Origin of the sequence: Halopseudomonas sp. (assembly GCF_036960865.1) — a bacterium.
Taxonomy (GTDB): Bacteria; Pseudomonadota; Gammaproteobacteria; order Pseudomonadales; family Pseudomonadaceae; genus Halopseudomonas.
The window spans coordinates 195,975-218,108 of the sequence record NZ_JBALWE010000004.1 but is presented as its reverse complement, the minus strand read 5'-3'; the positions used below and the strand labels follow the sequence as shown (position 1 = coordinate 218,108).

20 protein-coding genes and 1 pseudogene are annotated in these 22,134 nt (G+C 58.1%); 9 read left to right on the top strand and 12 right to left on the bottom strand.

Annotated elements, in window-relative coordinates; genetic code table 11:
- Window positions 1–3: 3 nt before the first annotated feature.
- Entirely contained in the window at window positions 4–138 is a 135-nt protein-coding gene (gene rpmH / locus V7747_RS07375) for a 50S ribosomal protein L34 (RefSeq protein ID WP_092286972.1), read from the bottom strand.
- Between the two features lie 599 nt (window positions 139–737).
- Here rpmH and dnaA point away from each other — a divergent pair.
- Genes dnaA through gyrB form a run of 4 tightly spaced genes read left to right on the top strand, consistent with a single transcriptional unit; the run spans window position 738 to window position 6,899 of the window.
- The gene (gene dnaA, locus V7747_RS07370; protein ID WP_335615407.1) at window positions 738–2,216 is read left to right on the top strand and encodes a chromosomal replication initiator protein DnaA; all 1,479 of its coding nucleotides are present in this window, start codon (window positions 738–740) and stop codon (window positions 2,214–2,216) included.
- Between the two features lie 44 nt (window positions 2,217–2,260).
- Complete coding sequence (dnaN, locus tag V7747_RS07365) at window positions 2,261–3,364, top strand: DNA polymerase III subunit beta (RefSeq protein WP_335615406.1); 1,104 nt, start codon at window positions 2,261–2,263, stop codon at window positions 3,362–3,364.
- 7 nt (window positions 3,365–3,371) lie between these two features.
- A complete protein-coding gene (gene recF, locus V7747_RS07360) occupies window positions 3,372–4,466 on the top strand; it encodes a DNA replication/repair protein RecF (protein ID WP_335615405.1) in 1,095 nt (364 codons plus the stop codon).
- An 18-nt stretch (window positions 4,467–4,484) separates the two neighbouring features.
- Window positions 4,485–6,899 carry a DNA topoisomerase (ATP-hydrolyzing) subunit B gene (gene gyrB / locus V7747_RS07355; protein ID WP_335615404.1) on the top strand — a complete coding sequence of 805 codons (2,415 nt, stop codon included), beginning with the start codon at window positions 4,485–4,487 and terminating at the stop codon, window positions 6,897–6,899.
- 90 nt (window positions 6,900–6,989) lie between these two features.
- Here the strand turns inward: gyrB and V7747_RS07350 are convergent, their stop codons facing one another.
- The 5 genes from V7747_RS07350 to glyQ all read right to left on the bottom strand — a co-directional run bounded on the left by V7747_RS07350 (window position 6,990) and on the right by glyQ (window position 12,584).
- The gene (locus V7747_RS07350) at window positions 6,990–8,198 is read right to left on the bottom strand and encodes a PilT/PilU family type 4a pilus ATPase (RefSeq protein WP_442909204.1); all 1,209 of its coding nucleotides are present in this window, start codon (window positions 8,196–8,198) and stop codon (window positions 6,990–6,992) included.
- A gap of 39 nt (window positions 8,199–8,237) precedes the next feature.
- Window positions 8,238–8,972, bottom strand: a complete 735-nt coding sequence (locus tag V7747_RS07345; protein WP_335615402.1) for a lysophospholipid acyltransferase family protein — start codon at window positions 8,970–8,972, stop codon at window positions 8,238–8,240.
- 2 nt (window positions 8,973–8,974) lie between these two features.
- Complete coding sequence (gmhB, locus tag V7747_RS07340) at window positions 8,975–9,508, bottom strand: D-glycero-beta-D-manno-heptose 1,7-bisphosphate 7-phosphatase (RefSeq protein WP_335615401.1); 534 nt, start codon at window positions 9,506–9,508, stop codon at window positions 8,975–8,977.
- A gap of 74 nt (window positions 9,509–9,582) precedes the next feature.
- A complete protein-coding gene (gene glyS / locus V7747_RS07335) occupies window positions 9,583–11,637 on the bottom strand; it encodes a glycine--tRNA ligase subunit beta (protein WP_335615538.1) in 2,055 nt (684 codons plus the stop codon).
- On the bottom strand, window positions 11,637–12,584 hold the full coding sequence (gene glyQ, locus V7747_RS07330; protein WP_335615400.1) for a glycine--tRNA ligase subunit alpha: 948 nt from the start codon (window positions 12,582–12,584) through the stop codon (window positions 11,637–11,639). Before glyQ ends, glyS begins: the two co-directional genes overlap by 1 nt.
- A 217-nt stretch (window positions 12,585–12,801) precedes the next feature.
- Here glyQ and V7747_RS07325 point away from each other — a divergent pair, with 217 nt between their 5' ends.
- Window positions 12,802–14,649: a PAAR domain-containing protein gene (locus V7747_RS07325; protein WP_335615399.1), complete on the top strand. Its 1,848-nt coding sequence runs from the start codon at window positions 12,802–12,804 to the stop codon at window positions 14,647–14,649.
- Between the two features lie 11 nt (window positions 14,650–14,660).
- Entirely contained in the window at window positions 14,661–15,305 is a 645-nt protein-coding gene (locus V7747_RS07320; protein WP_335615398.1) for a DUF2931 family protein, read from the top strand.
- A gap of 30 nt (window positions 15,306–15,335) precedes the next feature.
- Here the strand turns inward: V7747_RS07320 and ilvA are convergent.
- The 5 genes and pseudogenes from ilvA to V7747_RS07295 form a co-directional block, all read right to left on the bottom strand.
- Window positions 15,336–16,394, bottom strand: a pseudogene (gene ilvA / locus V7747_RS07315) (threonine ammonia-lyase, biosynthetic); the annotation flags it as partial.
- Between the two features lie 207 nt (window positions 16,395–16,601).
- Window positions 16,602–17,618, bottom strand: a complete 1,017-nt coding sequence (locus V7747_RS07310) for a mechanosensitive ion channel family protein (protein WP_335615397.1) — start codon at window positions 17,616–17,618, stop codon at window positions 16,602–16,604.
- A gap of 31 nt (window positions 17,619–17,649) precedes the next feature.
- On the bottom strand, window positions 17,650–17,847 hold the full coding sequence (locus tag V7747_RS07305) for a helix-turn-helix transcriptional regulator (RefSeq protein ID WP_335615396.1): 198 nt from the start codon (window positions 17,845–17,847) through the stop codon (window positions 17,650–17,652).
- Window positions 17,844–18,218, bottom strand: a complete 375-nt coding sequence (locus V7747_RS07300) for a hypothetical protein (protein ID WP_335615537.1) — start codon at window positions 18,216–18,218, stop codon at window positions 17,844–17,846. Before V7747_RS07300 ends, V7747_RS07305 begins: the two co-directional genes overlap by 4 nt.
- An 83-nt stretch (window positions 18,219–18,301) precedes the next feature.
- On the bottom strand, window positions 18,302–18,640 hold the full coding sequence (locus tag V7747_RS07295) for an FKBP-type peptidyl-prolyl cis-trans isomerase (protein ID WP_335615395.1): 339 nt from the start codon (window positions 18,638–18,640) through the stop codon (window positions 18,302–18,304).
- Between the two features lie 110 nt (window positions 18,641–18,750).
- Here V7747_RS07295 and V7747_RS07290 point away from each other — a divergent pair, with 110 nt between their 5' ends.
- From V7747_RS07290 to V7747_RS07280, 3 genes are all read left to right on the top strand, one after another.
- Window positions 18,751–19,341, top strand: coding sequence for a DNA-3-methyladenine glycosylase I (locus tag V7747_RS07290; protein WP_335615394.1), 591 nt, complete (start codon window positions 18,751–18,753; stop codon window positions 19,339–19,341).
- A 66-nt stretch (window positions 19,342–19,407) separates the two neighbouring features.
- The gene (locus V7747_RS07285) at window positions 19,408–20,295 is read left to right on the top strand and encodes a lysophospholipid acyltransferase (RefSeq protein WP_335615393.1); all 888 of its coding nucleotides are present in this window, start codon (window positions 19,408–19,410) and stop codon (window positions 20,293–20,295) included.
- A gap of 95 nt (window positions 20,296–20,390) precedes the next feature.
- Window positions 20,391–20,660, top strand: a complete 270-nt coding sequence (locus V7747_RS07280) for a PilZ domain-containing protein (RefSeq protein WP_335615392.1) — start codon at window positions 20,391–20,393, stop codon at window positions 20,658–20,660.
- 12 nt (window positions 20,661–20,672) lie between these two features.
- On the opposite strand, the gene V7747_RS07275 is transcribed toward V7747_RS07280, so the two are convergent.
- A complete protein-coding gene (locus V7747_RS07275) occupies window positions 20,673–22,121 on the bottom strand; it encodes a TrkH family potassium uptake protein (protein ID WP_335615391.1) in 1,449 nt (482 codons plus the stop codon).
- Between the last annotated feature and the right edge of the window lie 13 nt (window positions 22,122–22,134).

The window sequence follows — 22,134 nt, the reverse complement described above, 5'->3', positions numbered from 1 at the left end:
TTCTTAAGCTGACAGGCGCTGACGGCCTTTGGCACGACGACGGGCCAAAACCGCACGACCATTTTTGGTGGCCATACGAGCACGGAAACCATGGTTGCGCTTGCGCTTCAGTACGCTGGGTTGGAACGTTCTTTTCATCTTCAAATACCTGAGTAATTCACATCAGAGCAGAGTGCCCTTTCAAGGGATCGGCAATTCTAGAGAATAAGATCGGTCAGGTCAATTTGATTTGAGCCCTGATGTACAAGTAAAAACAAAATAAAATCAAATCTTTAAATAGATAAATGTAAATACTACATATGTTGCGCAGGTTTTCTGTGGGTAAGTGCTTAATCGTCTCTGAAATCAATAGCTTGGCGCAAGTATAAGGCTGTGGGAAAACGGTTGTCTGAGCACTTGGGTTGTTGTGCGCCTGCTGTGGATAAAAGCACTAGATATCCACAGGCGATTTTATCCACCGCTCCCAGCCTGGTTTGCCAACAGGGTTGCTGGTCACTTCTCCACAGAGCTCAGATGCGCCTGTTTACAAGGCTTTACGGGGTAACGGTGATTTTTTCAGCGTTGGGTGGCTGCCTTTTGTCGCAGGGAAAAGTCGGTTTAGCGGGCTGTTCGGTGTGGATAAGTCAGGGGTGAAGGGATAGAATAAGCGGCTATGTTGTACCGTCTTGAGCTCAGGCTTTTGCTGGTATCCATCCGTCTTAAATAAGAACCGCCATGCCGGCGGACCGGGGGATTTAGTGTCTGTTGCACTTTGGCAGCAATGCATCGATTTTTTGCGAGATGAGCTTCCATCCCAACAGTTCAATACGTGGATACGTCCCTTGCAGGTGGATGGCGATCAATCCGAGATTCGCCTGTATGCGCCTAACCGTTTTGTACTTGACTGGGTTAACGACAAATACCTGAATCGCATTCAGGAGTTGTTGGACGATTTGTCGCACGGCCAGGCCCCGCTGGTGTCACTGTTGATTGGTAGCCGTAGGTCGACCTCGCCTGCCGCAGCGCCGCAACAGCCCGCAGCTCGGCCTGCTCCCGCGCCAGCGCCAACCGCGCCTGCACCTACGGCTGCGGCGCCGCGCGCTCAGGTCAGCGCTCAGGGTTTTCAACCTGAACCGCCCGCGCAAGTGGTGGAGTCCGACGAAGAGAACCGCACCAGCCCGGAACGCAGTGACGCCGCCGCAAACCTGATCAAGCACACCAGTTACCTGAACCGCAGCTTTACCTTCGAGAATTTTGTGGAAGGCAAGTCCAACCAGTTGGCGCGCGCAGCCGCCTGGCAGGTTGCCGACAACCTCAAGCATGGCTACAACCCCCTCTTCCTTTATGGTGGCGTGGGTTTGGGTAAAACCCATTTGATGCACGCGGTGGGCAACCATCTGTTAAAGAAGAATCCCGCAGCCAAGATCGTCTACCTGCACTCCGAGCGTTTTGTGGCCGACATGGTCAAGGCGCTGCAGATGAATGCTATCAACGACTTCAAGCGTTACTACCGTTCGGTCGACGCGCTGCTGATTGATGATATTCAGTTCTTTGCCAAGAAAGAGCGTTCGCAAGAAGAGTTCTTCCATACCTTTAATGCGTTGCTCGAAGGCGGCCAGCAGGTGATTCTGACCAGCGACCGTTACCCGCGTGAAATCGACGGCCTGGAAGAGCGTCTCAAATCCCGTTTCGGTTGGGGCCTGACTGTGGCAGTTGAGCCGCCCGAGCTCGAAACCCGTGTAGCGATCCTGATGAAGAAGGCCGAACAGTCGCGGGTGGATCTGCCCCACGATGCGGCTTTCTTTATTGCCCAGCGCATTCGTTCCAACGTGCGTGAGCTCGAAGGCGCGCTCAAGCGCGTGATCGCCAGTTCCCACTTCATGGGACGAGACATTACCATCGAGCTGATTCGCGACTCGCTGAAAGATCTGCTTGCCCTGCAGGACAAGCTGGTCAGCATCGATAACATTCAGCGCACGGTGGCGGAGTATTACAAGATCAAGGTATCTGATGTGCTGTCCAAGCGGCGTTCGCGTTCGGTTGCGCGCCCGCGTCAGGTCGCCATGGCCTTGTCCAAGGAACTGACCAACCACAGCCTTCCGGAAATCGGCGACGCCTTCGGCGGTCGTGATCATACAACTGTGCTGCACGCCACACGTAAAATTGCGGAACTGCGTGAAACCGACGCCGATATCCGCGAAGATTACAAAAATCTGTTAAGGACTCTGACTACCTGATAGTCAAACAACATCTGCCAAACTGCACGAGGTCGAGGAAGACAATGCAATTCACCATTCAGCGCGAAGCCCTGTTGAAGCCCCTGCAATTGGTAGCCGGGGTTGTTGAGCGTCGGCAGACGCTTCCGGTTCTGTCCAACGTCTTGCTGGTTGTTGATGGCAACACGTTGGCGATGACCGGGACCGATCTTGAGGTCGAACTGGTTGGCCGCATCAACCTGGAAGAAGCCGCAGAAGCGGGTGAAGTTACGGTCCCGGCGCGCAAGCTGATGGATATCTGCAAGTCGCTGCCGGATGACGCTACGCTCACCTTCAAGGTTGAAGACAACAAAGCAGTAATCAAGGCAGGCCGCAGTCGCTTTACCCTGGCTACCTTACCGGCCAATGACTTCCCCAATGTTGAAGACGGCCCTGGCGCGATGAGTTTTTCGATCAGCCAGGCAAAGATGCGTCGGCTGATCGAACGTACTAGCTTCGCTATGGCGCAGCAGGATGTTCGTTACTACCTCAACGGCCTGCTACTCGAAATCAACAAGGGTCAGCTGCGTGCAGTGGCTACTGACGGCCACCGCATGGCGATGTGTACTGTCGATGCAGAAATCGATTACCAGGAGCGTTACCAGCTGATTGTGCCACGCAAGGGTATTCTTGAGTTGTCGCGCCTGTTGAGCGAAGCGGATAACAGCGTCAATATCGTTTTGGGAACACATCACATCCGCGCTACTACCGGCGACTTTACTTTCACCTCGAAGCTGGTCGACGGCAAATTCCCCGATTACGAACGTGTACTGCCACGTGGCGGCGACAAGATTGTTTTGGCTGACCGCCAAACCCTACGCGATGCGTTCAGCCGCACTGCTATTCTGTCGAACGAAAAGTACCGCGGTATCCGTTTGATGTTGCAGGCTGGCCAGTTGAAGATTCAGGCCAACAATCCTGAGCAGGAAGAGGCAGAAGAAGAAGTAATGGTCGATTACAGTGGCAGCCCACTGGAAATTGGCTTCAACGTCAGTTATCTGCTCGACGTGATGAATGTGTTGGGCCACGAACAGGCCAAGTTGATCCTGTCGGATGCCAACAGCAGTGCCTTGGTTCAGGAAGCAGAATCAGAAGACAGCCTCTACGTTGTCATGCCGATGCGTCTCTGAACGCACTATGCCCCTCAAACGTTTGACGGTCACCGCGGTGCGTAACCTGCACCCGGTGACCCTTCTCCCCTCTCCTCGTATCAATCTTATCTCCGGCGCTAACGGCAGCGGTAAAACTAGCTTGCTCGAGGCCATCCATATCCTCGGCCTCGCGCGCTCATTTCGCAGCACCCGCTTGCAGCCGGTGATCCAGTATGAACAACCTAACTGTACGGTGTTTGCGGAAATCGAACGTGCTGGTGTTCCCACCTGTGCGATGGGTATTTCCCGTAATCGTCAGGCCGATTACGAGATACGGTTGAACGGCGAGAATGTACGCAGTACGGCGCAGCTCGCGCAAACCTTACCCTTGCAGTTGATTAACCCGGATAGCTTTCGGTTGCTCGAAGGCGCCCCCAAGCAGCGCAGGCAGTATCTCGACTGGGGTGTGTTCCACGTGGAACATCGTTTCTTGCCTACTTGGCAGAGGCTGCAAAAAAGCCTTAAGCAACGGAATTCATTGCTGCGACGTGGTAGAATCGAACGTTCGATGTTGGCCCCGTGGGAAGCCGAATTGGTAACGTCGGCAGATCAGATAGATTCCTTTCGACGAGCCTATATTGCTGAGCTGAAGCCGGTGTTCGAAGCTGTATTGGCAGAGCTGCTCGACCTGGATGGTCTTTCGCTTAGCTATTTTCGTGGCTGGGACAAGGAGCGCTCGCTTGCTGAGGTGCTGGATTCTCAGTTTGAGCGTGATGCAGCCATCGGGCACACGCAATCTGGGCCACAACGTGCGGACCTCAGATTACGCATCAATGGCTTGAACGCGGCCGAGGTGTTATCGAGGGGGCAACAGAAGCTGGTTGTTTGTGCGCTGAAGTTGGCGCAAGGACGATTGCTTAAAGAGTTGGGACGGCAAAGTGATTGTCTTTTTCTGGTAGACGACTTGCCCTCCGAGTTGGATAAAAAGCACAGAGACGCTTTGTGTAGATTGTTGGAATCGCTGGATTGCCAGGTATTTATAACCTGTGTTGAAGCCGATCCATTGCGAGATTGTTGGCTTAGTGAAACACCTTTATCCATGTTCCACGTGGAACATGGACACATTGTGCAGACCGAATGAAGTCTGGAGTGACTTAAGATGACCGATAATAATGCCTATGATTCATCAAGCATCAAGGTCCTTAAAGGCCTTGATGCAGTCCGTAAGCGACCCGGTATGTATATCGGTGACACGGACGATGGCACTGGCCTCCACCACATGGTCTTTGAAGTCGTCGATAACTCTATCGATGAAGCCCTCGCCGGGCATTGTACTGATATCGACATCATCATCCACACCGATGAGTCCATTACCGTGCGTGACAATGGTCGCGGCATTCCGGTAGATGCTCACGAGGAAGGCGTCTCTGCAGCCGAGGTCATCATGACCGTGTTGCACGCTGGGGGTAAATTTGACGATAACAGCTACAAGGTCTCCGGCGGCCTGCATGGTGTAGGTGTTTCCGTGGTTAACGCGCTCTCAGAAGAGCTTATCCTGACGGTCCGCCGGCACGATAAGGTGTGGGAGCAAACCTACGTTCACGGCGTCCCACAGGCTCCACTGGCGCCCGTAGGCGATACCGACAGCACTGGCACTCAGATTCACTTCAAACCGTCCTCAGAGACGTTCAGCAGCATCAGTTTCAGCTGGGATATTCTGGCCAAGCGACTGCGTGAACTCTCCTTCCTCAACTCGGGCGTGGGTATCAACCTGACCGACGAACGCAGCGGCAAGAAGGAGCTGTTCAAGTACGAGGGTGGTCTGCGGGCTTTTGTTGAATACCTCAACGTCAACAAGAGCACCATCAACTCGGTATTCCATTTCAACCTGCAGCGCGATGACGGCATTGCCGTCGAAGTGGCGATGCAGTGGAATGACAGCTTCAATGAAAGCATCCTCTGCTTCACCAACAATATTCCGCAGCGCGATGGTGGCACACACCTGGCTGGTTTCCGCAGTGCTCTCACCCGCACGCTGAATACCTATATCGAGCAGGAAGGTTTGTTGAAGAAGCTCAAGGTCAATACCTCCGGTGACGATGCCCGTGAAGGTCTGACCGCGATCATTTCGGTCAAAGTACCTGATCCCAAGTTCTCCTCGCAGACCAAGGACAAGCTGGTTTCATCCGAAGTGAAGACCGCCGTCGAGCAGGAAATGAACAAGTCCTTTGCCGACTATCTGCTGGAAAAACCGGGCGAAGCCAAAGCTGTTGTCGGCAAGATGATTGACGCTGCGCGCGCACGTGAAGCCGCGCGCAAAGCACGGGAAATGACCCGTCGCAAGGGCGCGCTGGATATCGCCGGTTTGCCAGGTAAGTTGGCTGACTGCCAGGAGAAAGACCCCGCGCTTTCCGAACTCTACATAGTGGAAGGGGACTCGGCCGGCGGATCCGCCAAACAAGGCCGAAATCGCAAGACACAAGCCATCCTGCCGCTCAAGGGTAAGATTCTCAACGTTGAGAAGGCGCGCTTCGACAAGATGCTTTCCTCTGCTGAAGTCGGCACGCTGATCACCGCACTGGGTTGTGGTATTGGCCGCGAAGAATTCAACATCGAAAAGCTGCGCTATCACAACATCATCATCATGACCGATGCTGACGTTGACGGTTCGCACATTCGTACCCTGTTGCTGACCTTCTTCTTCCGGCAGATGCCGGAGTTGATCGAGAACGGCTACATCTACATCGCTCAGCCGCCCCTTTACAAGATCAAGAAAGGCAAGCAGGAACAGTACCTGAAAGATGATGAGGCGCTGGAAGAGTATCTGACGCAGTCAGCGTTGGAGGACTCTTACCTTTTTGTTAACGAAGATGCACCCGGTATTACCGGCGAAGCGTTGGAGCGTATCGTGCAGGAGTTCCGCTCGGTTATGCGGACCCTCAAGCGTCTCGCCCGCCTCTATCCGCAGGAACTGATGGAGCACTTTATCTATCTGCCGCGTTTGACCGTCGACAATCTCGCCGACAAGACCCTGATGGATGAGTGGATCAAAGGCTTTGCTGCGCGGGTGGCTACCGGCGACAAGTCTGGGCAGCAATACAATGTGAGCCTGCGGGAAGACCGCGAGCGCCACTTGTGGCTACCGGAGGTTGAATCGATCACCCACGGTCTGTCTAGCTACGTCACCTTCAATCGTGACCTGTTTGCCAGTAATGACTACCGCACTATGGCGGAGCTGGGTGAGAAACTGCAGAGCCTGCTGGAGTCTGGCGCTTACATGCAGCGTGGCGAGAAGAAGAAGCCGATCAGCACTTTCAAGGAAGCCCTTGAATGGATGATGAACGAGACTGCGCGTCGTCACAGCATTCAGCGCTACAAAGGCCTTGGTGAGATGAACCCCGATCAGTTGTGGGAAACCACCATGGATCCGGAAAGTCGGCGTATGCTGCGTGTGAATATCGAAGACGCCATTGCGGCCGATCAGATTTTCAATACGCTGATGGGGGATCACGTAGAACCACGCCGTGAGTTCATTGAGAGTAATGCTTTGGCGGTATCGAACCTGGACGTCTGATTCAGTCAGAAGCTAACTTTTGCAGCAAATAAAAACCCCTTAACCATATGGTTTAAGGGGTTTTTATTTGACCTGCTTTCAGCGTCGTAATTAACGGAAGTCGTCGGTCAGGTCAGACTCGGAAAAGCCGGAGGACGGGGCTTTGAACTCTAGCTCGGCTTCGGTTTCCGGGGTGACAGCGTCGGGTTTCTCCATCTTCAACGGAGACTCGCTGCGTGTATCGTTGAATTTTGTTTTGAGTTTGAGATCGGTTGGTGAGTCGGCGTAGCGCAGTGCCATCTCCAGGCTGACGGCGCCAGCGTTGACCAGTTCATGCAGGTGCTGATCAAAGCTCTGCAGGCCCGGCTCTTGGCCCCGGTTCATCGAATCCTTGATTTCGCTAAGCTCATCCCGTGCGATCAGGTTGCGAATGTAGGGCGTACGCAACAGTACTTCGACCGCCGCCACGCGCTTTTTCTCGGTGCCGGGCACCAGGCGCTGGGCCACGATACCGGCGAGATTCATGGAGATGTCACCCAGGGTCTGCTTGCGCTCGCCGTCCGGGAACAGGTTAACGATGCGATCCACTGCCTGAACGCTATTGGTGGCGTGCAGGGTAGCGACCACCAGATGACCGGTTTCGCTGTAGTGGAGGGCGTGCTGCATGGTCTGGCGGTCGCGGATCTCACCGATCATGATCACATCCGGTGATTCACGCAGCACATTGCGCAAGGCATGAGCAAAACTTTGGGTATCCAGCCCCACCTCCCGCTGATCAATGATCGCTTTCTTGTGCTTGTGCAGGAACTCGATGGGGTCTTCGATACAGACGATATGCCCGGCGCGGTGGGTATTGCGGTAATCCAGCATGGCTGCCAGCGTAGTGGACTTGCCCGAGCCGGTGGCACCGACCACCAGCACCAGGCCACGATCCTTCAGCGCCAGTTTCTCCAGCTGCTTGGGCAAACCCAGATCAGCGAAGGCGGGGATTTTGTGACTGATATGGCGAATAACCATGCCCACTTCGCCACGCTGGTAGTAAACGTTGACACGAAAACGCCCCACCTGCGGCAGACCGACCGCCAGATTCATCTCCTGCTCCAGCTCAAACTCGGCGATCTGCTTTTCGCTCATCAACTGCCAAGCCAGGTCCTTGACTGCGCCATTGGCCAAAGGCTGATTGCCGAAGGCAAAAAACTCGCCCTCACGTTTGAGCGTGACCGGCGCACCTACGCTGAAGAAAAGATCGGATCCTTCCTTTTCTACCAGTGCTTTCAGGTAGCGATTAATATCCATGTCGTGTACCGAGCTGACGTTGATGTATAGGCCGTTTAACGCCCAGTATGGACCATCCTGGGCTCAGCTGTCGCGAGCGTCCTGCAGCGCCTGGTTGATCCAGGCCTCGGCCTGCTTGTTGGCCGCGACGATCGAGCGTGGGTCACTGCCCGCAGGGTAGATGGCTGGGCCGATCATCACCTTGATAGTACCGGGCTTCTTGCTCCAGCCCTGCTTGGGCCAGTGCTCGCCGGCATTGTGTGCCACCGGAATGATGGGCGCATTGTTCGCGCAGGCCAGTGCCGCACCACCACGGGAGAACTTGACCTGCTCACCGGGCAGGTTGCGGGTGCCTTCGGGGAACACCAGAATCCACATGCCTTCTGCCAGCCGCTGACCGCCCATACGGGTCAGCTGCTGCAGTGAATCGCGTGCCTTGCTGCGATCAATGGCAATGGGCTTGGCAAGCGCGAAGGCCCAGCCGAAGAAAGGCACATACAGCAGCTCTTTTTTGATCAGCTGGGTTTGTGGACGAAACAGTTGCGGTAGAAAGAAAGTCTCCCAGGTGCTCTGGTGGTTGGCCAGAATAACGCCGGGCTGTTCAGGAATATGCTCTCGCCCGCTGACTTGGTAATCCACACCGACGATGGTTTTGGTCAGCCAGACTGCCGCCCGAGTCCACCATTCGATGATGACCTTGATACGCCAGCGAGGGCTGAGGAAAGGTGCGATAAAAACGATCAGCACACACCAGATGCCGGCACTGGAGGCCAGCAGGAAATAAAACAGGATGACGCGAAGGCGCATCAGCAATGACATGTTCAGGCTTCCAGAAGGTGGTCGGCAACGGCGGCCAGATTATCAAAAATCAGCGTGCCGTCGGGCAACGGCTTGTGTTGGGTGCTCTGGCCTTTGCCGGTACGCACCAGCAGCGGGGTGCAGCCGACGGCCACACCGGCCTGCAGATCGCGCAGGCTGTCGCCCACGGTAGGCACGCCATCGAGATTGCGGTTAAGACTTTGCGCAATCTGATGAAACAAGCCGGGCGCCGGTTTGCGGCAGTCACAGCCAACCTCGGGAGTATGCGGGCAGTAACGGATCAGATCGACCTTGCCGCCCTGCTCTGCCACCAGCTCACACAAGTGCTCATGCATGCTCTGCAGCGTCGCTTCACTGTAGTAGCCACGCCCCACGCCGGACTGGTTGGTGGCGACCGCCACCGTCCAGCCAGCCCTGCTCAGGCGCGCAATGGCATCGATCGAACCAGGGATGGGTATCCACTCTGCCAGGCTCTTGATGTAGGCATCAGAGTCCTGATTGATGACACCGTCGCGGTCGAGAATGATCAGTTTCATAGCAGCAAGCTCCAGCTCGCCGGTTACCGATCAGAACGGCAGTCTGCCGCCCGGACGGATAACCGGCAGTCGCCCTAACCCAGCAGCGATATGTCGGCTACCCCGAGGAACAATCCGCGCAAGCGCGCCAGCAGAGCATAGCGGTTGGCTTTCACCGCAGCGTCTTCGGCGTTGACCAGCACCTGATCGAAGAAGGCGTCTACCGGCTCGCGTAACGCCGCCAGATGCTCCAGTGTCTGCTGATACTGGCGCTGACTGGCCAGCGGCGCCACGGCCTGCTCAGCCGCGGTGACAGCACCGGCCAGGGTTTGCTCGGCGGCTTCCTGCAGCAGGTGATCGTTGATTGCGCTGGAAACCTCGCCTTCAGCCTTGGACAGGATATTGGACACGCGCTTGTTGGCGGCCGCCAGCGTCTCGGCTTCAGGCAGGCGGCGGAAGGCCTGTACGGCCTGCACGCGCTGATCGAAATCCAGCGGCGATAGCGGGCTCACGGCGCGCACCGACTGATAAACGGCGACGTCGATTCCCTCATCCTCGTAACGCGCGCGCAGGCGGTCGAAGACAAAGTCCTGTACCTGGCCAATCAGCCCCTCGGCCTTGACCCGGTCGCCGTACTGCTGCACCGCTACCTGCAGTGCCTCATTCAGGTTCAGCTCGAGCTGCTTGTCGATGAGGATGCGTAGCACGCCCAGGGCGGCGCGGCGCAGGGCGTAAGGATCCTTGGAACCGGTGGGCAGCATGCCGATGCCGAAGATGCCGACCAGGGTGTCGAGCTTGTCGGCCAGCGCCACGGCGGCACCGGTCAGGGTGCTGGGCAGCTCGGCGCCGGCGCCGCGCGGCATGTATTGCTCATTCAGCGCCAGGGCGACGTCTTCGGCCTCGCCGTCGTGCTTGGCGTAGTAATACCCGGCGATGCCCTGCAGTTCGGGGAATTCGCCAACCATTTCGGTCGACAGGTCGCACTTGCTCAGCAGACCGGCGCGCTGCGCCTTGCTGCTGTCGCCACCGATCTGATCGGCGATGAAGCCGGCCAGATTGGAGACGCGCACGGCCTTGTCGTAGACGCTGCCCAACTCGGCCTGAAACACCACGTTGGCGAGTCTGGCGTTGTGGCTTTCCAGTGGCTGCTTCTTGTCCTGCTTGAAGAAGAACTCGGCATCGGTGAGACGCGGCCGCACGACCTTCTCGTTACCCTCGATGATCTGCTGCGGATCTTTGCTTTCCAGATTGGCAACGGTGATAAAGCGCGGCAGCAGCTTGCCGTTGGCGTCCAGCAGGCAGAAGTACTTCTGGTTATCCTGCATGGTCGAGATCAGCGCTTCCTGCGGCACCTCGAGGAAGCGCTCTTCAAAGCTGCAGACCAGCGGCACGGGCCATTCGACCAGCGCGGTGACTTCGTCCAACAGATCTTCGGGCACGATGGCGGTGCCCTGCTGCTCGGCAGCCAGTGCAGCCACGCGCTGGCTGATCAAGTCGCGGCGCTCGGCGAAATCGGCTACCACGTAAGCCTTGCGCAGCGCGTCAGCATAGGCGGCAGGCGAGTTGATGGTGACCTGATCCGGATGATGGAAACGGTGGCCGCGCGATTGGTTGCCGGCGGTCTGCGCGAGAATCTCGCAGGGTACTACCTGCTCGCCCAGCAGCATCAGCAGCCACTGAGTCGGGCGCACGAATTCGGTCTTGCGATCAGCCCAGCGCATGCGCTTGGGAATCGGCAAAGCAGCCAATGCGCTGTCGACGATGCCGGGCAGTAGGTCAGCCGCTGGCTGGCCGGGAATGCTCTGCAAAAAGCGCAGTTTGGGGCCGCTCTGGTCCAGCTCGGCAACGCTCACGCCGCACTTGCGGGCAAAGCCCTCGGCAGCCTTGGTCGGGTTGCCATCGGCATCAAACGCAGCTTGCACCGGCGGGCCATCCATCTGATTGCTACGGTCGGGCTGCTGGGTGGCGAGCTGGTCAACCTGAATGGCCAGGCGGCGCGGCGCTGCGAAATAGCGGGCGGCGCTGTAAGCCAGGCCGGCCTCGTTCAGGCCCCTCACAACGCCGGCAAGAAACGCCTCCGCGAGCTTTTTCAGCGCCTTGGGTGGCAGCTCTTCGGTACCCAGTTCAACCAGAAAATCCTGAGCCTGCATCATTCGGCCTCCTTCAGCTTGGCCAGTACTTCATCACGCAATTCGGGTGTGGCCATCGGGAAGCCGAGGCGAGCGCGGGCCAGCAGATAGCTCTGGGCAATCGCGCGGGACAATGTGCGGACACGGAGAATATAACGCTGACGCTCGGTCACCGAGATGGCGCGGCGAGCATCCAGCAGGTTGAAGGTGTGGGATGCCTTGATCACCATTTCATAGGCTGGCAACGGCAGCTCCAGCTCGATCAAGCGGTTGGCTTCGCTTTCGTAAAAGTCGAACAGCTCGAACTGCTTGTCGACGTTGGCGTGTTCGAAGTTGTAGGTCGACTGCTCTACCTCGTTCTGGTGGAACACGTCGCCGTAGCTGACCTTGCCGAAGGGGCCGTCGGAGTAGACCAGGTCATAGACCGAGTCGACGCCCTGCAGGTACATCGCCAGACGCTCCAGACCATAGGTGATCTCGCCGGTGACTGGATAGCATTCCACGCCACCAACCTGCTGGAAGTAGGTGAACTGGGTGACTTCCATCCCGTTCAACCAGACCTCCCAGCCCAGACCCCAGGCGCCGAGGGTTGGCGATTCCCAGTTGTCTTCGACAAAGCGGATGTCGTGCACCAGCGGATCGACGCCAATGTGGCGCAGCGAGTCGAGGTACAGCTCCTGGATGTTGTCAGGGTTCGGCTTGAGTACCACCTGGAACTGGTAGTAGTGCTGCAGGCGATTGGGATTCTCGCCGTAGCGGCCGTCAGCCGGACGGCGGCTGGGCTGCACGTAGGCGGCGTTCCACTTCTCCGGGCCAATGGCGCGCAGGAAGGTCGCGGTATGGAAGGTGCCGGCGCCCATCTCCATGTCGTAGGGCTGCAGTACCACACAACCCCGCTCTGCCCAGTAGCTCTGCAGGGCAAGGATCAGTCCTTGGAAGGTGTGGACGGCTGGATTGGTCTGAGTCACGTTTTTCACCGGGGTAGGCTGCGAAATAAAGAAAGGCCGAAGTATACATTCAGATAGGGGCCAACATACAGGAAAGCGGCGGATTTGCTGGGGCGAGCGCACTGGCTAACGGGTCACACTTCGGGCAAAGCGCGTTGGCCGCTTCACGCTGCATGCAATAGCATGCGCCTACCAGAAGGTTGGTTACCTGGCACCTACAAAGCCAAAGGATATGGCCATGAGCGGAAAACCCGCCGCCCGCTTGGGCGACTCCACGCAATGCCCCAAAACAGGACATGGCGGCAATGTTATTGCTACCGGTTCAGCTGATGTCTTGATAAACGGCCTGCCAGCGGCGCGCCAAGGTGACACTACTGCCTGCGGCAGCAGCCTGGTCGCGCAGGTGATCCCCAATGTGCTCATCAATGGTCGCCCCGCCGTAGTGATGGGGAGTGCGGGCAGCCATGGCGATGTGGTGATTGGGGGTTCGGGTGACGTCATCATCGGCGGCACAGCGGTCAGCTTCGCTGCGGGATCAAGCGGCGCTGGCGCTCCAACCAGTTTCGCCCCGCCAAATACCCCTGCTGAACAGAACCTGCGTAGCGACCAGGCCAGCATGCCGCTAGAGCGTGAAGAAGAGGAGGAAGAGGAAGAAACAGAGCTTCCGGTAAAGCAGCAGATCACCTTGCGGCTGGGAATGTTCTTCGACGGTACCGGCAACAACATGGCCAATGCCGCCTTCACCGAGCAGTGCCGCCGGCAGGATTTGGCACAGTTGGGTGAAGAGCAACTGCGGGATATCCAGCGCTTTTGTGAAAGCATGGATTACGCCGATACCGATGGTGATGGCGTCTATGACGTGTTGCCGGACGGAAGTTATGGGAATGAGGCCAGTAACGTAGCGGTGTTGCGGGATTTGTATGCAGACCAACAAGCGATGGAGATTCCACCCGGCGCTACATCAGCCAACCTCGCTGTGTACATCGAGGGTGTGGGGACGCTATCAGGCTCAAAGGATTCTGATTGGGGCCTAGCCTCCGGCAGTGGCGCCACTGGTGTTCTGGCGGCGATCGCTAGTACACCGGAGTTGATAAACCGCGCTTTGCGAACCTTGGTTCGGAGTAACCCAACTCTTGAAGTTCAACGACTTGAGTTTGATGTAATTGGTTTTAGCCGAGGCGCTGCGACCGCGCGGCATTTCGTTAATGAAGTGCTGAAACCCAAGGGTGGTGTGCTGTCAGTGTTGTTTAATTCAGAGCTGGCTTTATTGAAGCCAGGTTTCCATTGGCAGCAGGACGCGTCCATCAACTTTGTTGGTTTATTCGACACAGTGGCTGCAATTGCCGATCCTGACAGGGGTGACTGGGATGCGGGAGACGCCAGCAACCCGGGGGTTAACCTGTATCTACCGCCGGGCTGCGCTAAACAGGTGGTGCAACTGACCGCCATTAACGAGCGGCGTTACAACTTCAGCCTGAACCGGGTGCATGAATCCCATATCGAGATTCCACTGCCGGGCGTGCATTCCAATATCGGCGGCGGTTATCCGCTGCGTTACCGCGAACGTCTATTGTTGACTCGCCCGGTTTGGGTGCCGGCGCTATCAGCGCGCAGCTCGCTCGTGTGGCAACAACTTGAGCGGCATAAGCGAGCTTTGGAGCGGACCGGGTTACCGGGAAATGGGCGACTCCGCATAGATAAAACCCCAGCTGATAGCTCAGGGAAGCTCTGCCAGCTGGCTCTGGGATTGGATCGCTTGGTGAGGGGCGAGTTGTCCCGCGTGGCGCTAAGGGTTATGCACGAGTTTGCGATTCGGCATCAGGCACCTTTTGGACCGTGGGACGCGCAAGACCCCAAAGTGACGGTGCCTTTGGAATTGCAGCCAATAGCCGACAAAGTCATCGCTGCCGCCTTAACGGCGCGAACTGCGGTGCTCACCGATGACGAATGGCGTTTCCTACACGCGCACTATATTCACCAATCCGCGCACTGGAATCCGACTTGGAGCGTGATATTGCCGCACAAACCCAGAGAGAGTGGTCGCGCTGTATATCCGGACAGCCCGCAAGTGGGGTATCCAGAGTGATCTGGCGATTGATGTTGCTGGCCAGCCTGTTATTAGTCTCTGCTTGCCGCGACCCCCTAAACCCGCCGCCACCGGAGCTGCCGTACTCGACATGGTATGTGGGCATGGCGGTACCGGACTATATGGAGGCTTGGGTTGAGTCGGTGGATGTGGTGGATAGGCGTGGTTTGGCCTATGTACGCGTAGATGGGGGGCTGCCCGCTATGCGGGATACTCCGGGCAATTCGGGCAGCCCAAGTGGTTGGCCTGAGCGGCCAGGGGTGGGCAAGCAAAAACCGATGACCAATATCGATTTGCCTGAAATCATCTTTGTGCGCTGGCAATCGCTGGTGGAACCGCAAACCTACGATGTGCGAATCGACATTCCTCAATGGGTGCGGGACGAAATGCTGACCCCGCGCCGCGTCTGGTGCGCACTGGACCAAGCGTACATTACGGATTATCGAGACATCATAACCATTTTTGTCGCTCCGGGCGGCAAGGCCAAAACCTGGGTGCAAGGGCCTTGCCTTGAGGCGCTAGAAATTGGCCGTTTTGTCGGAGAAATTCATGAGGAAGGACCCTATGACGGTGAATCTGGAGGGAATCATCGACCCCTATCTCCTGCGGCAAAGAAGTGGGTGGAAACGCATGAAATCCCCTACGACAGCTGGTAGTGACCTCCCCTGCAATTACCCCATCACCCCTGCCCGCTCAATCACATAGCTCAAGCTGGCAAAATCGATATTGGCGCCGGAGTTGATGGCCACCAGCACCTGATCGCGACACCCCTCGCGCTGCACGTAGTGTTTGAGTCCGGCCACCGCCAGAGCGCCGGAAGGTTCGGTGATGGAGCGGGTGTCGTCGTAGATGTCGCGTACGGCCGCGCAGATGGCGTCGTTGCTGACGGTGATCACCTCGTCCACGTAGTGGCGGCAACACTCGAAGTTGTGCACGCCCACCTGCGCCACCGCGACGCCGTCGGCAAAGCGACCCACCTTCGGCAGCGTCACCCGCTCACCCGCTGCCAGCGCGGCCTGCAAACACGCGGACTCTTCCGATTCAACGCCGATGATGCGGATGTCCGGGCGCAGGTATTTCACATAGGCGGAAACACCCGCGATCAGGCTGCCGCCGCCCACCGGGACGAATATTGCATCCAGTTGACCGCCCTGTTGCCGCAGGATTTCCACGGCCACCGTGCCCTGACCGGCGATCACGTCGGGATCGTCGAACGGGGGGATGAAGGTGTAGCCATACTGCTCGGCCAGCTGCAGGGCGTGGGTCAGTGCTTCGGGGAAGGCTTCGCCGTGCAGCAGCGCGGTGGCGCCGCGTGAACGCACGCCTTCGACCTTGAGCGCCGGAGTGGTGGTCGGCATAACGATCAAGGCGGTGATGCCGAGTTTCTGCGCCGCCAGCGCCACGCCCTGGGCGTGATTGCCGGCGGACGCGGTGATAACGCCTTTGGCGCGCGCGGCCTCGCTTAGCCGGGCGATCTTGGTATAAGCGCCGCGGATCTTGAAGGAGAACACCGGTTGCAGGTCCTCGCGCTTGAGCAGCACCTTGTTGCTCAGCCGTTTGGATAGCCCGGCGGCGGGCTGCAGCGGGGTTTCCACTGCCAGATCGTAAACCGGGGCAGAGAGAATGCGGGTGACCAGCTGTTTCAGGCGTGCACGTGGTAGGTCGCTCACGCCATCGTCGTCGAGCGGCTGCGGTTCAGACGTCGGTGGCGGTGTGCTGGTGAGTGCAGTTACGGCGGTATTCATGGTGTCTCCTCGAATCGCTTTGGCCTTGGAGACGTTACAAAAAACCCGCCTCGAAGGCGGGTTTGGGTGCGCACGTAGCTAGCCCGCCGATATTGGAATGGCGGTCATAATCATCTGTGCGTGGAACTGTGCAGGGTTGTTCATGGGGTTGAATGTAGCCGCTGGCGCTTGGGCGGGTCAAGCGGCATTGTTGGTCGATTGGCTGGTCTACTCGCGTGGCGCGTGCGGGTCGAGCAGGTCTTCGCTGCCGCGCTGGCGCTGATCTTGCGCGATTTGAGCATCCAGATCGGCTGTAGACCGCGTGTCGATATTGGCTTCGTCAGTGCCGGCTGGCGTGCTCTGCTGCGCACTGGGCGATGCTTCGGGAGTGGCGCTGCGCTCGGTGAGCTGTACCCGGTAAATGGGTTCGGGCATGTCCATCCCGGCGGCTTCCAGGGCCAACTTGACCTGACGAATGGCTTCACTCTTGACGCTGGTGAAGTCGTGGCTGCGCTGATCGACCCAGGCGTGGTAGCGCACCTGCACGTTGGAGTCACCCAGCGCGGTGATATAGGCACGCGGCGGCGGTGTGACCATAACGCCCTCAAGGGCACTGAGTTTGTCGGTGCCGATCCGTTGCGCTCTCACCAGATCTTCATTCACACCGATGCCGACATCAAAGGCAAATCGGCGGCTGGGGTTGCGCGTGTAGTTGAGCATGACGCTGCTGAACACCATGGCGTTGGGGATACGCAGGTGATTGCCATCCAGCGTCATCAGCACTGTGGCGCGTGAGGTGAGGGCCACCACGACCCCTTCGTTACCATCGATGACCACGTGATCCTTGGGTGCAAAGGGCTGCCGCAGACTCATCAGAATGCCGGCGAGGTAGTTCTCCATGGTGTTCTTGAAGGCGAAACCCAAGGCGACGCCGAGCACCCCGGCAGTACCCAGTACCGCGCCTACCAGCGCGGTGGCATTCATTATTTCCAGGGCGATCAGCACGCCAATCAGGGTTGCCGCCCAACGTACCGTGGTGCGGGTCAGGTCCCGCATGAAGGGGTTGCGTGAGGCCACGCGCTCCAGCAGCGCGCGGCGGGATAACCAGCCGCCCAGCGACCAGCAGAGCCAGACCATGAGCAGCGCCAGCAGCAGTAGCGGCAGTGCGGCGAGCAGGCTGTAGGCTTCTTCCAGCAGCCGCTGAATGACCGGGTCCAGATTAAACTGCAGTTGCTCGGCGTTCACCCTTGTCTCCTTGGCGGTGTTTGTTGCGGACTCAGTCGTCGTTCGGGGTAAAAATGGCTTCTATCGGTAGACTGAACACCTGCGCCAGCTTGAAGGCCAGCGGCAGGCTGGGGTCATACTTTTCCTGCTCGATAGCGTTGATGGTTTGCCGCGAGACGCCAATGCGGCTGGCCAGTTCACCCTGTGACCAACCCTGTGCGCTGCGCAGCTCGCGTAATCGGCTTTTCAACGGTAGCGCCTTATCGCGAGGATGCAACCCAGCGCCCAGAGGCTGCCCATCAATGGCCAGACATAGAACATGGACAAGCGAGGGAAGCCCGCGGTTTCCAAAAAACCGTAGCTGAAGGTCACCAGCGCGCTGCCCACGAAGGCCAAACCCAGGGCTTCAAGTTGAATACGCTGCCCCAGTTCATCCATGCGCCGCAGTTGGCGTACCACAGCGGCAGCCATTAGGCAGAGAAAGGGTACGGGCAACAGCGCGAGGGTGATGGAGGCGATTGCTCCCTGGGAGGTGGTTAGCAACTGACTGCTGACCACCACACTGAGCAGATAGGCCAGCATGGTGAAACCGAATTCGTAGATAAACCGACGCCTGCCCATCATGCTCCCTCCATCAAAGTGTAAAGAGAGCTTTACATTCTGAAAAACCAGTGTCAAGCAAGCTTTACACTTTGACAAGAGATTCAGTCATCACGGGTGAGTACCTCCAGCAGTTCTATCTCGAAGCGCAGATTGGAGTGCGCCTTGATGGGCCCCATGGCCCGCTCGCCGTAGGCCAGGTGGGAGGGAACATAGAGTTCGCGCTTGCCCCCTACGCGCATCCCCATCAGACCCTGATCCCAGCCCTTGATCACCCGGCCGGTGCCGATTACGCACTGGAATGGCTTGCCGCGCTGATGTGAGGAGTCGAATACGCTGCCATCGTCCAGGCGACCGGTGTAGTGCACGGTAATCAAGGCGCCTTTGACGCATTCCTTGCCTTCACCCGGTTGGATATCGGTAATCACTAGTTCGTTGCTCATGTTTAACTTCCGCCCCTGTGCTGGAAAAATGATCGTGGGAAATCTGTCCTGTGCAGAGTATAAACGTCGCAGAAGCCGTTCCGAGACCGCCACCAACAGGAGTCTGAATCGTGAGTAAACCGCCCGCTGCCTCCCCCGTCCGCTGCCAATGGTGCTCGGATGATCCCTTGTATCAGCAGTACCATGACGAGGAGTGGGGGGTGCCCTGCCGTGATGCGGACGCCCTGTTCGAAATGCTGCTGCTGGAGGGCTTTCAGGCCGGCCTGTCGTGGATCACGGTGCTGCGCAAGCGCGAGCACTATCGCCGCGTGTATCGCGACTTTGATCTGCAGTTCATGGCCAGTCAGAGTGATGAACAACTGCAGGCGCTGCTGCAGGATGCCGGCATCATTCGCAACCGCCTGAAGGTCTATGGCGCTCGGCGCAATGCGCAGGCCTGGTTGGCGTTGAGCGAGCAACACGATCCGGTCACCTGGTTATGGCAGTTTGTGGGTGGTCAGCCGCAGATCAATAATTTTGCCAGCCTGGGTGAAATACCGGCGCAAACTCCGGCGGCAGTCAGCATGAGCAAAGCCTTGAAGAAAGCTGGTTTCACCTTCGTGGGCCCGACCATTTGTTACGCCTTCATGCAGGCCACTGGCATGGTCATGGATCACACCCGCGACTGCCACCGCTTTGCGCGGCTGGGCGGTTCTGTCTAGTGCCCCTCGCCCAACGCGACCGTGCCACTTACAATGGAGTTTTGAATTGATGCCGGGGTATATGCAGTGGAGCGGTTGAAAGGCGCGTTCATCGTAGGTTTTCTCAAGCTCTTTGCCCTGCTGCCGTTTTCTGCGGCGCAGCGGCTCGGGGCCTTCGTTGGCTGGTTGATGTGGAAGCTGCCCAACCGCTCGCGCGAGGTGACCCGCATCAACCTCAGTCACTGTATGCCTGAACTGAGCGAGACCGAACTGGACGATCTGGTGCGTCGCACCCTGCTGGATATCGGCCGCAGCATGGCCGAGAGCGCCTGCGCCTGGATGTGGTCACCGAGCAAAACCGTCGGCCTGATCAAGGAAGTGGAAGGCGAACACCTGCTGGCCGAGGCGCTGGCCGCCGGCAAGGGCGTGGTGGGTATCACCAGTCATCTGGGTAACTGGGAGGTGCTCAATCACTGGTACTGTTCCCGGGCCAAGCCCATCATTTTCTACCGCCCGCCGAAGCAGAAAGCAGTAGATGAGCTGCTGCAGCGGCAACGGACGCAATTGGGTAACAAGGTTGCCGCCTCGACCCGTGAAGGCATTATCAGCGTCATGCGCGAAGTACGGCGTGGTGGCGCGGTCGGTATTCCGGCTGACCCGGAGCCAGCGCTCAAAAGCGGCGTGTTCGTTCCCTTTTTTGCTACGCAAGCGCTGACCAGCAAGTTTGTACCCAACCTGCTGCGCGGCAACGATGCCAAGGCGCTGTTTTTCCATTGCTTGCGGCTGCCCGATAATAGCGGCTTCAAAGTGATTCTTGAGGAGGCCCCGGAGGCGCTTTACAGTGCTGATGAATACACTGCGGTAGCCTGCATGAGCGCAGTGATCGAGGGCTACGTGCGGCGCTGGCCGAGTCAGTATATGTGGAGCATGAAGCGCTTCAAAAAGCGTCCGCAGGGTGAGAAAAGGTGGTATTAAAGCGGTAGCGTCGGCGAGTGTCGGCTGCAGGTGTTTACGCAAACAGGTGACGGGCTCGATCAAGAAAATCCGCACCTGCCTCAGGGGGACATGGAGTGAGTAACCAGCGACAACATCCACGCACGCCCATGCGTGCGCAAATCAAGATCTGGCATGCCAGTTTCGGCGAGCTGACCGCGCATACCAAGGACCTGTCCGATGGTGGCGTGTTTGTTGAACACCCCGACATGGCGAAGCTGCAGCCGGGTGACGAGGTCACCGGTCAGGTGCAAGGCATGCCCTTTGAGGCGCCGGTGTTGCGGATGGTGGTACAGCGTATCGTCGCTGGCCAAGGTGCCGGTATGCAGTTCCTCGACGAGGGCTGAGCCAGCGCCGTTTCAGCGCCGCCAGAACATGGGCGTCAGCAGCACTAGCAGGGTAAACACCTCAAGACGCCCGAGCAGCATGGCAAAGGCCAGAATCCACTTCACCGAGGCCTCCAGATTGCCGTAGTGCACCGCCACCTCACCCAAGCCCGGGCCCAGGTTGTTGATGCAGGCGGTCAGGGCCGAGAACGCGGTAACAAAGTCCAGCCCGGTGCCCAGCAGGATCAGAAACAGCATCGCGAAGGTGAACACATACACCGCGCAAAACCCCCAGACTGCCTCCACTACGCGATCGGGCACCGGCTTGTGGCCGAGTTTCACCGGAAAAACCCCGTGCGGGTGCAACAGTCGCTTGGTTTCACGGGTGCCCTGCTTGTACAGCAGCAGCACGCGAATAACCTTCATGCCGCCGCCGGTAGACCCTGCGCAGGCGCCGATGAAGCTGGCGTACAGCAGCAGGTACGGCAATAGGGTGGGCCAGGTTGAGAAGTCGGTCACGCCAAAACCGGTGGTGGTGGCGATCGACACTGTCTCAAAGGCGGCGTAGCGGATCGAGGTCCAGACGTCGTGGTGCTGGAAGTGGATAAGTACCGCAGTACAGGTCACGAAGAGTACAGCGAGAATCAGCACATAGGCCCGGCACTCAGGGTCCTGCCAGTAGTTTTTCAGCGAGCGGAAACGCCAGGCCAGGAAGTGCAGCGCGAAGTTGATACCGGAAATCAGCATGAAGAGAATGCAGATGCCCTCAATCAGCGGGCTGTTGTAGTAGCCGATGCTGGCATCGTGGGTCGAGAAACCGCCGATGGCGACCGTGGAAAAGCTGTGGCCGATGGCATTGAACAGATCCATCCCCGCCGCCCAGTAAGCCAGCGCGCAAGCCAGGGTCAGGCCAGCATAGATATACCAGAGCACCTTGGCCGTTTCGGCAATGCGTGGAGTCAGCTTGTTCTCTTTCAGCGGTCCGGGCATCTCGGCCCGATACAGCTGCATGCCGCCAACGCCGAGCATGGGCAAAATGGCAACGGCCAGTACGATGATCCCCATGCCGCCGAACCATTGCAGTTGTTGACGGTAGTAGAGCAAGGCGCGTGGCAGGGTATCCAGCCCGGTAATCACCGTGGCACCAGTGGTGGTCAGCCCGGAGAAGGACTCGAACACCGCGTCGGCGACACTCAGGTCGGGCACTTCGAGGAGCCATAGCGGTACCGCACCGAACAGCCCCAGTACCAGCCAGAAAAGCACGGTAATCAGGTAGCCATCGCGAGTGCGCAATTCGTTACGTTGTCCGCGCACCGGCAGCCAGATCAGTGCGCCTGCCACCATGGTGAAGACAAAGCCGCTCAGGAATGCCTGCAGGGCTGGCTCGTGATAGTACAGCCCAACGCCCGCCGCCGGCAGCATGCTGGTGGAGAACAGCATCAAGAGAATGCCGATGATGCGTTGGATCTGGGGATACTGCATGCCGCGGGCTACC

Coding starts and splice junctions, on each gene's coding strand:
- V7747_RS07320 (WP_335615398.1), top strand. CDS start 14,661: ATGTTGCTGGCCAGCCTGTTATTAGTCTCTGCTTGCCGCGACCCCCTA.
- V7747_RS07275 (WP_335615391.1), bottom strand. CDS start 22,121: ATGCAGTATCCCCAGATCCAACGCATCATCGGCATTCTCTTGATGCTG.
- rpmH (WP_092286972.1), bottom strand. CDS start 138: ATGAAAAGAACGTTCCAACCCAGCGTACTGAAGCGCAAGCGCAACCAT.
- dnaN (WP_335615406.1), top strand. CDS start 2,261: ATGCAATTCACCATTCAGCGCGAAGCCCTGTTGAAGCCCCTGCAATTG.
- recF (WP_335615405.1), top strand. CDS start 3,372: ATGCCCCTCAAACGTTTGACGGTCACCGCGGTGCGTAACCTGCACCCG.
- V7747_RS07325 (WP_335615399.1), top strand. CDS start 12,802: ATGAGCGGAAAACCCGCCGCCCGCTTGGGCGACTCCACGCAATGCCCC.
- gmhB (WP_335615401.1), bottom strand. CDS start 9,508: ATGAAACTGATCATTCTCGACCGCGACGGTGTCATCAATCAGGACTCT.
- V7747_RS07300 (WP_335615537.1), bottom strand. CDS start 18,218: ATGGGCAGGCGTCGGTTTATCTACGAATTCGGTTTCACCATGCTGGCC.
- glyS (WP_335615538.1), bottom strand. CDS start 11,637: ATGCAGGCTCAGGATTTTCTGGTTGAACTGGGTACCGAAGAGCTGCCA.
- V7747_RS07345 (WP_335615402.1), bottom strand. CDS start 8,972: ATGTCATTGCTGATGCGCCTTCGCGTCATCCTGTTTTATTTCCTGCTG.
- gyrB (WP_335615404.1), top strand. CDS start 4,485: ATGACCGATAATAATGCCTATGATTCATCAAGCATCAAGGTCCTTAAA.
- V7747_RS07295 (WP_335615395.1), bottom strand. CDS start 18,640: ATGAGCAACGAACTAGTGATTACCGATATCCAACCGGGTGAAGGCAAG.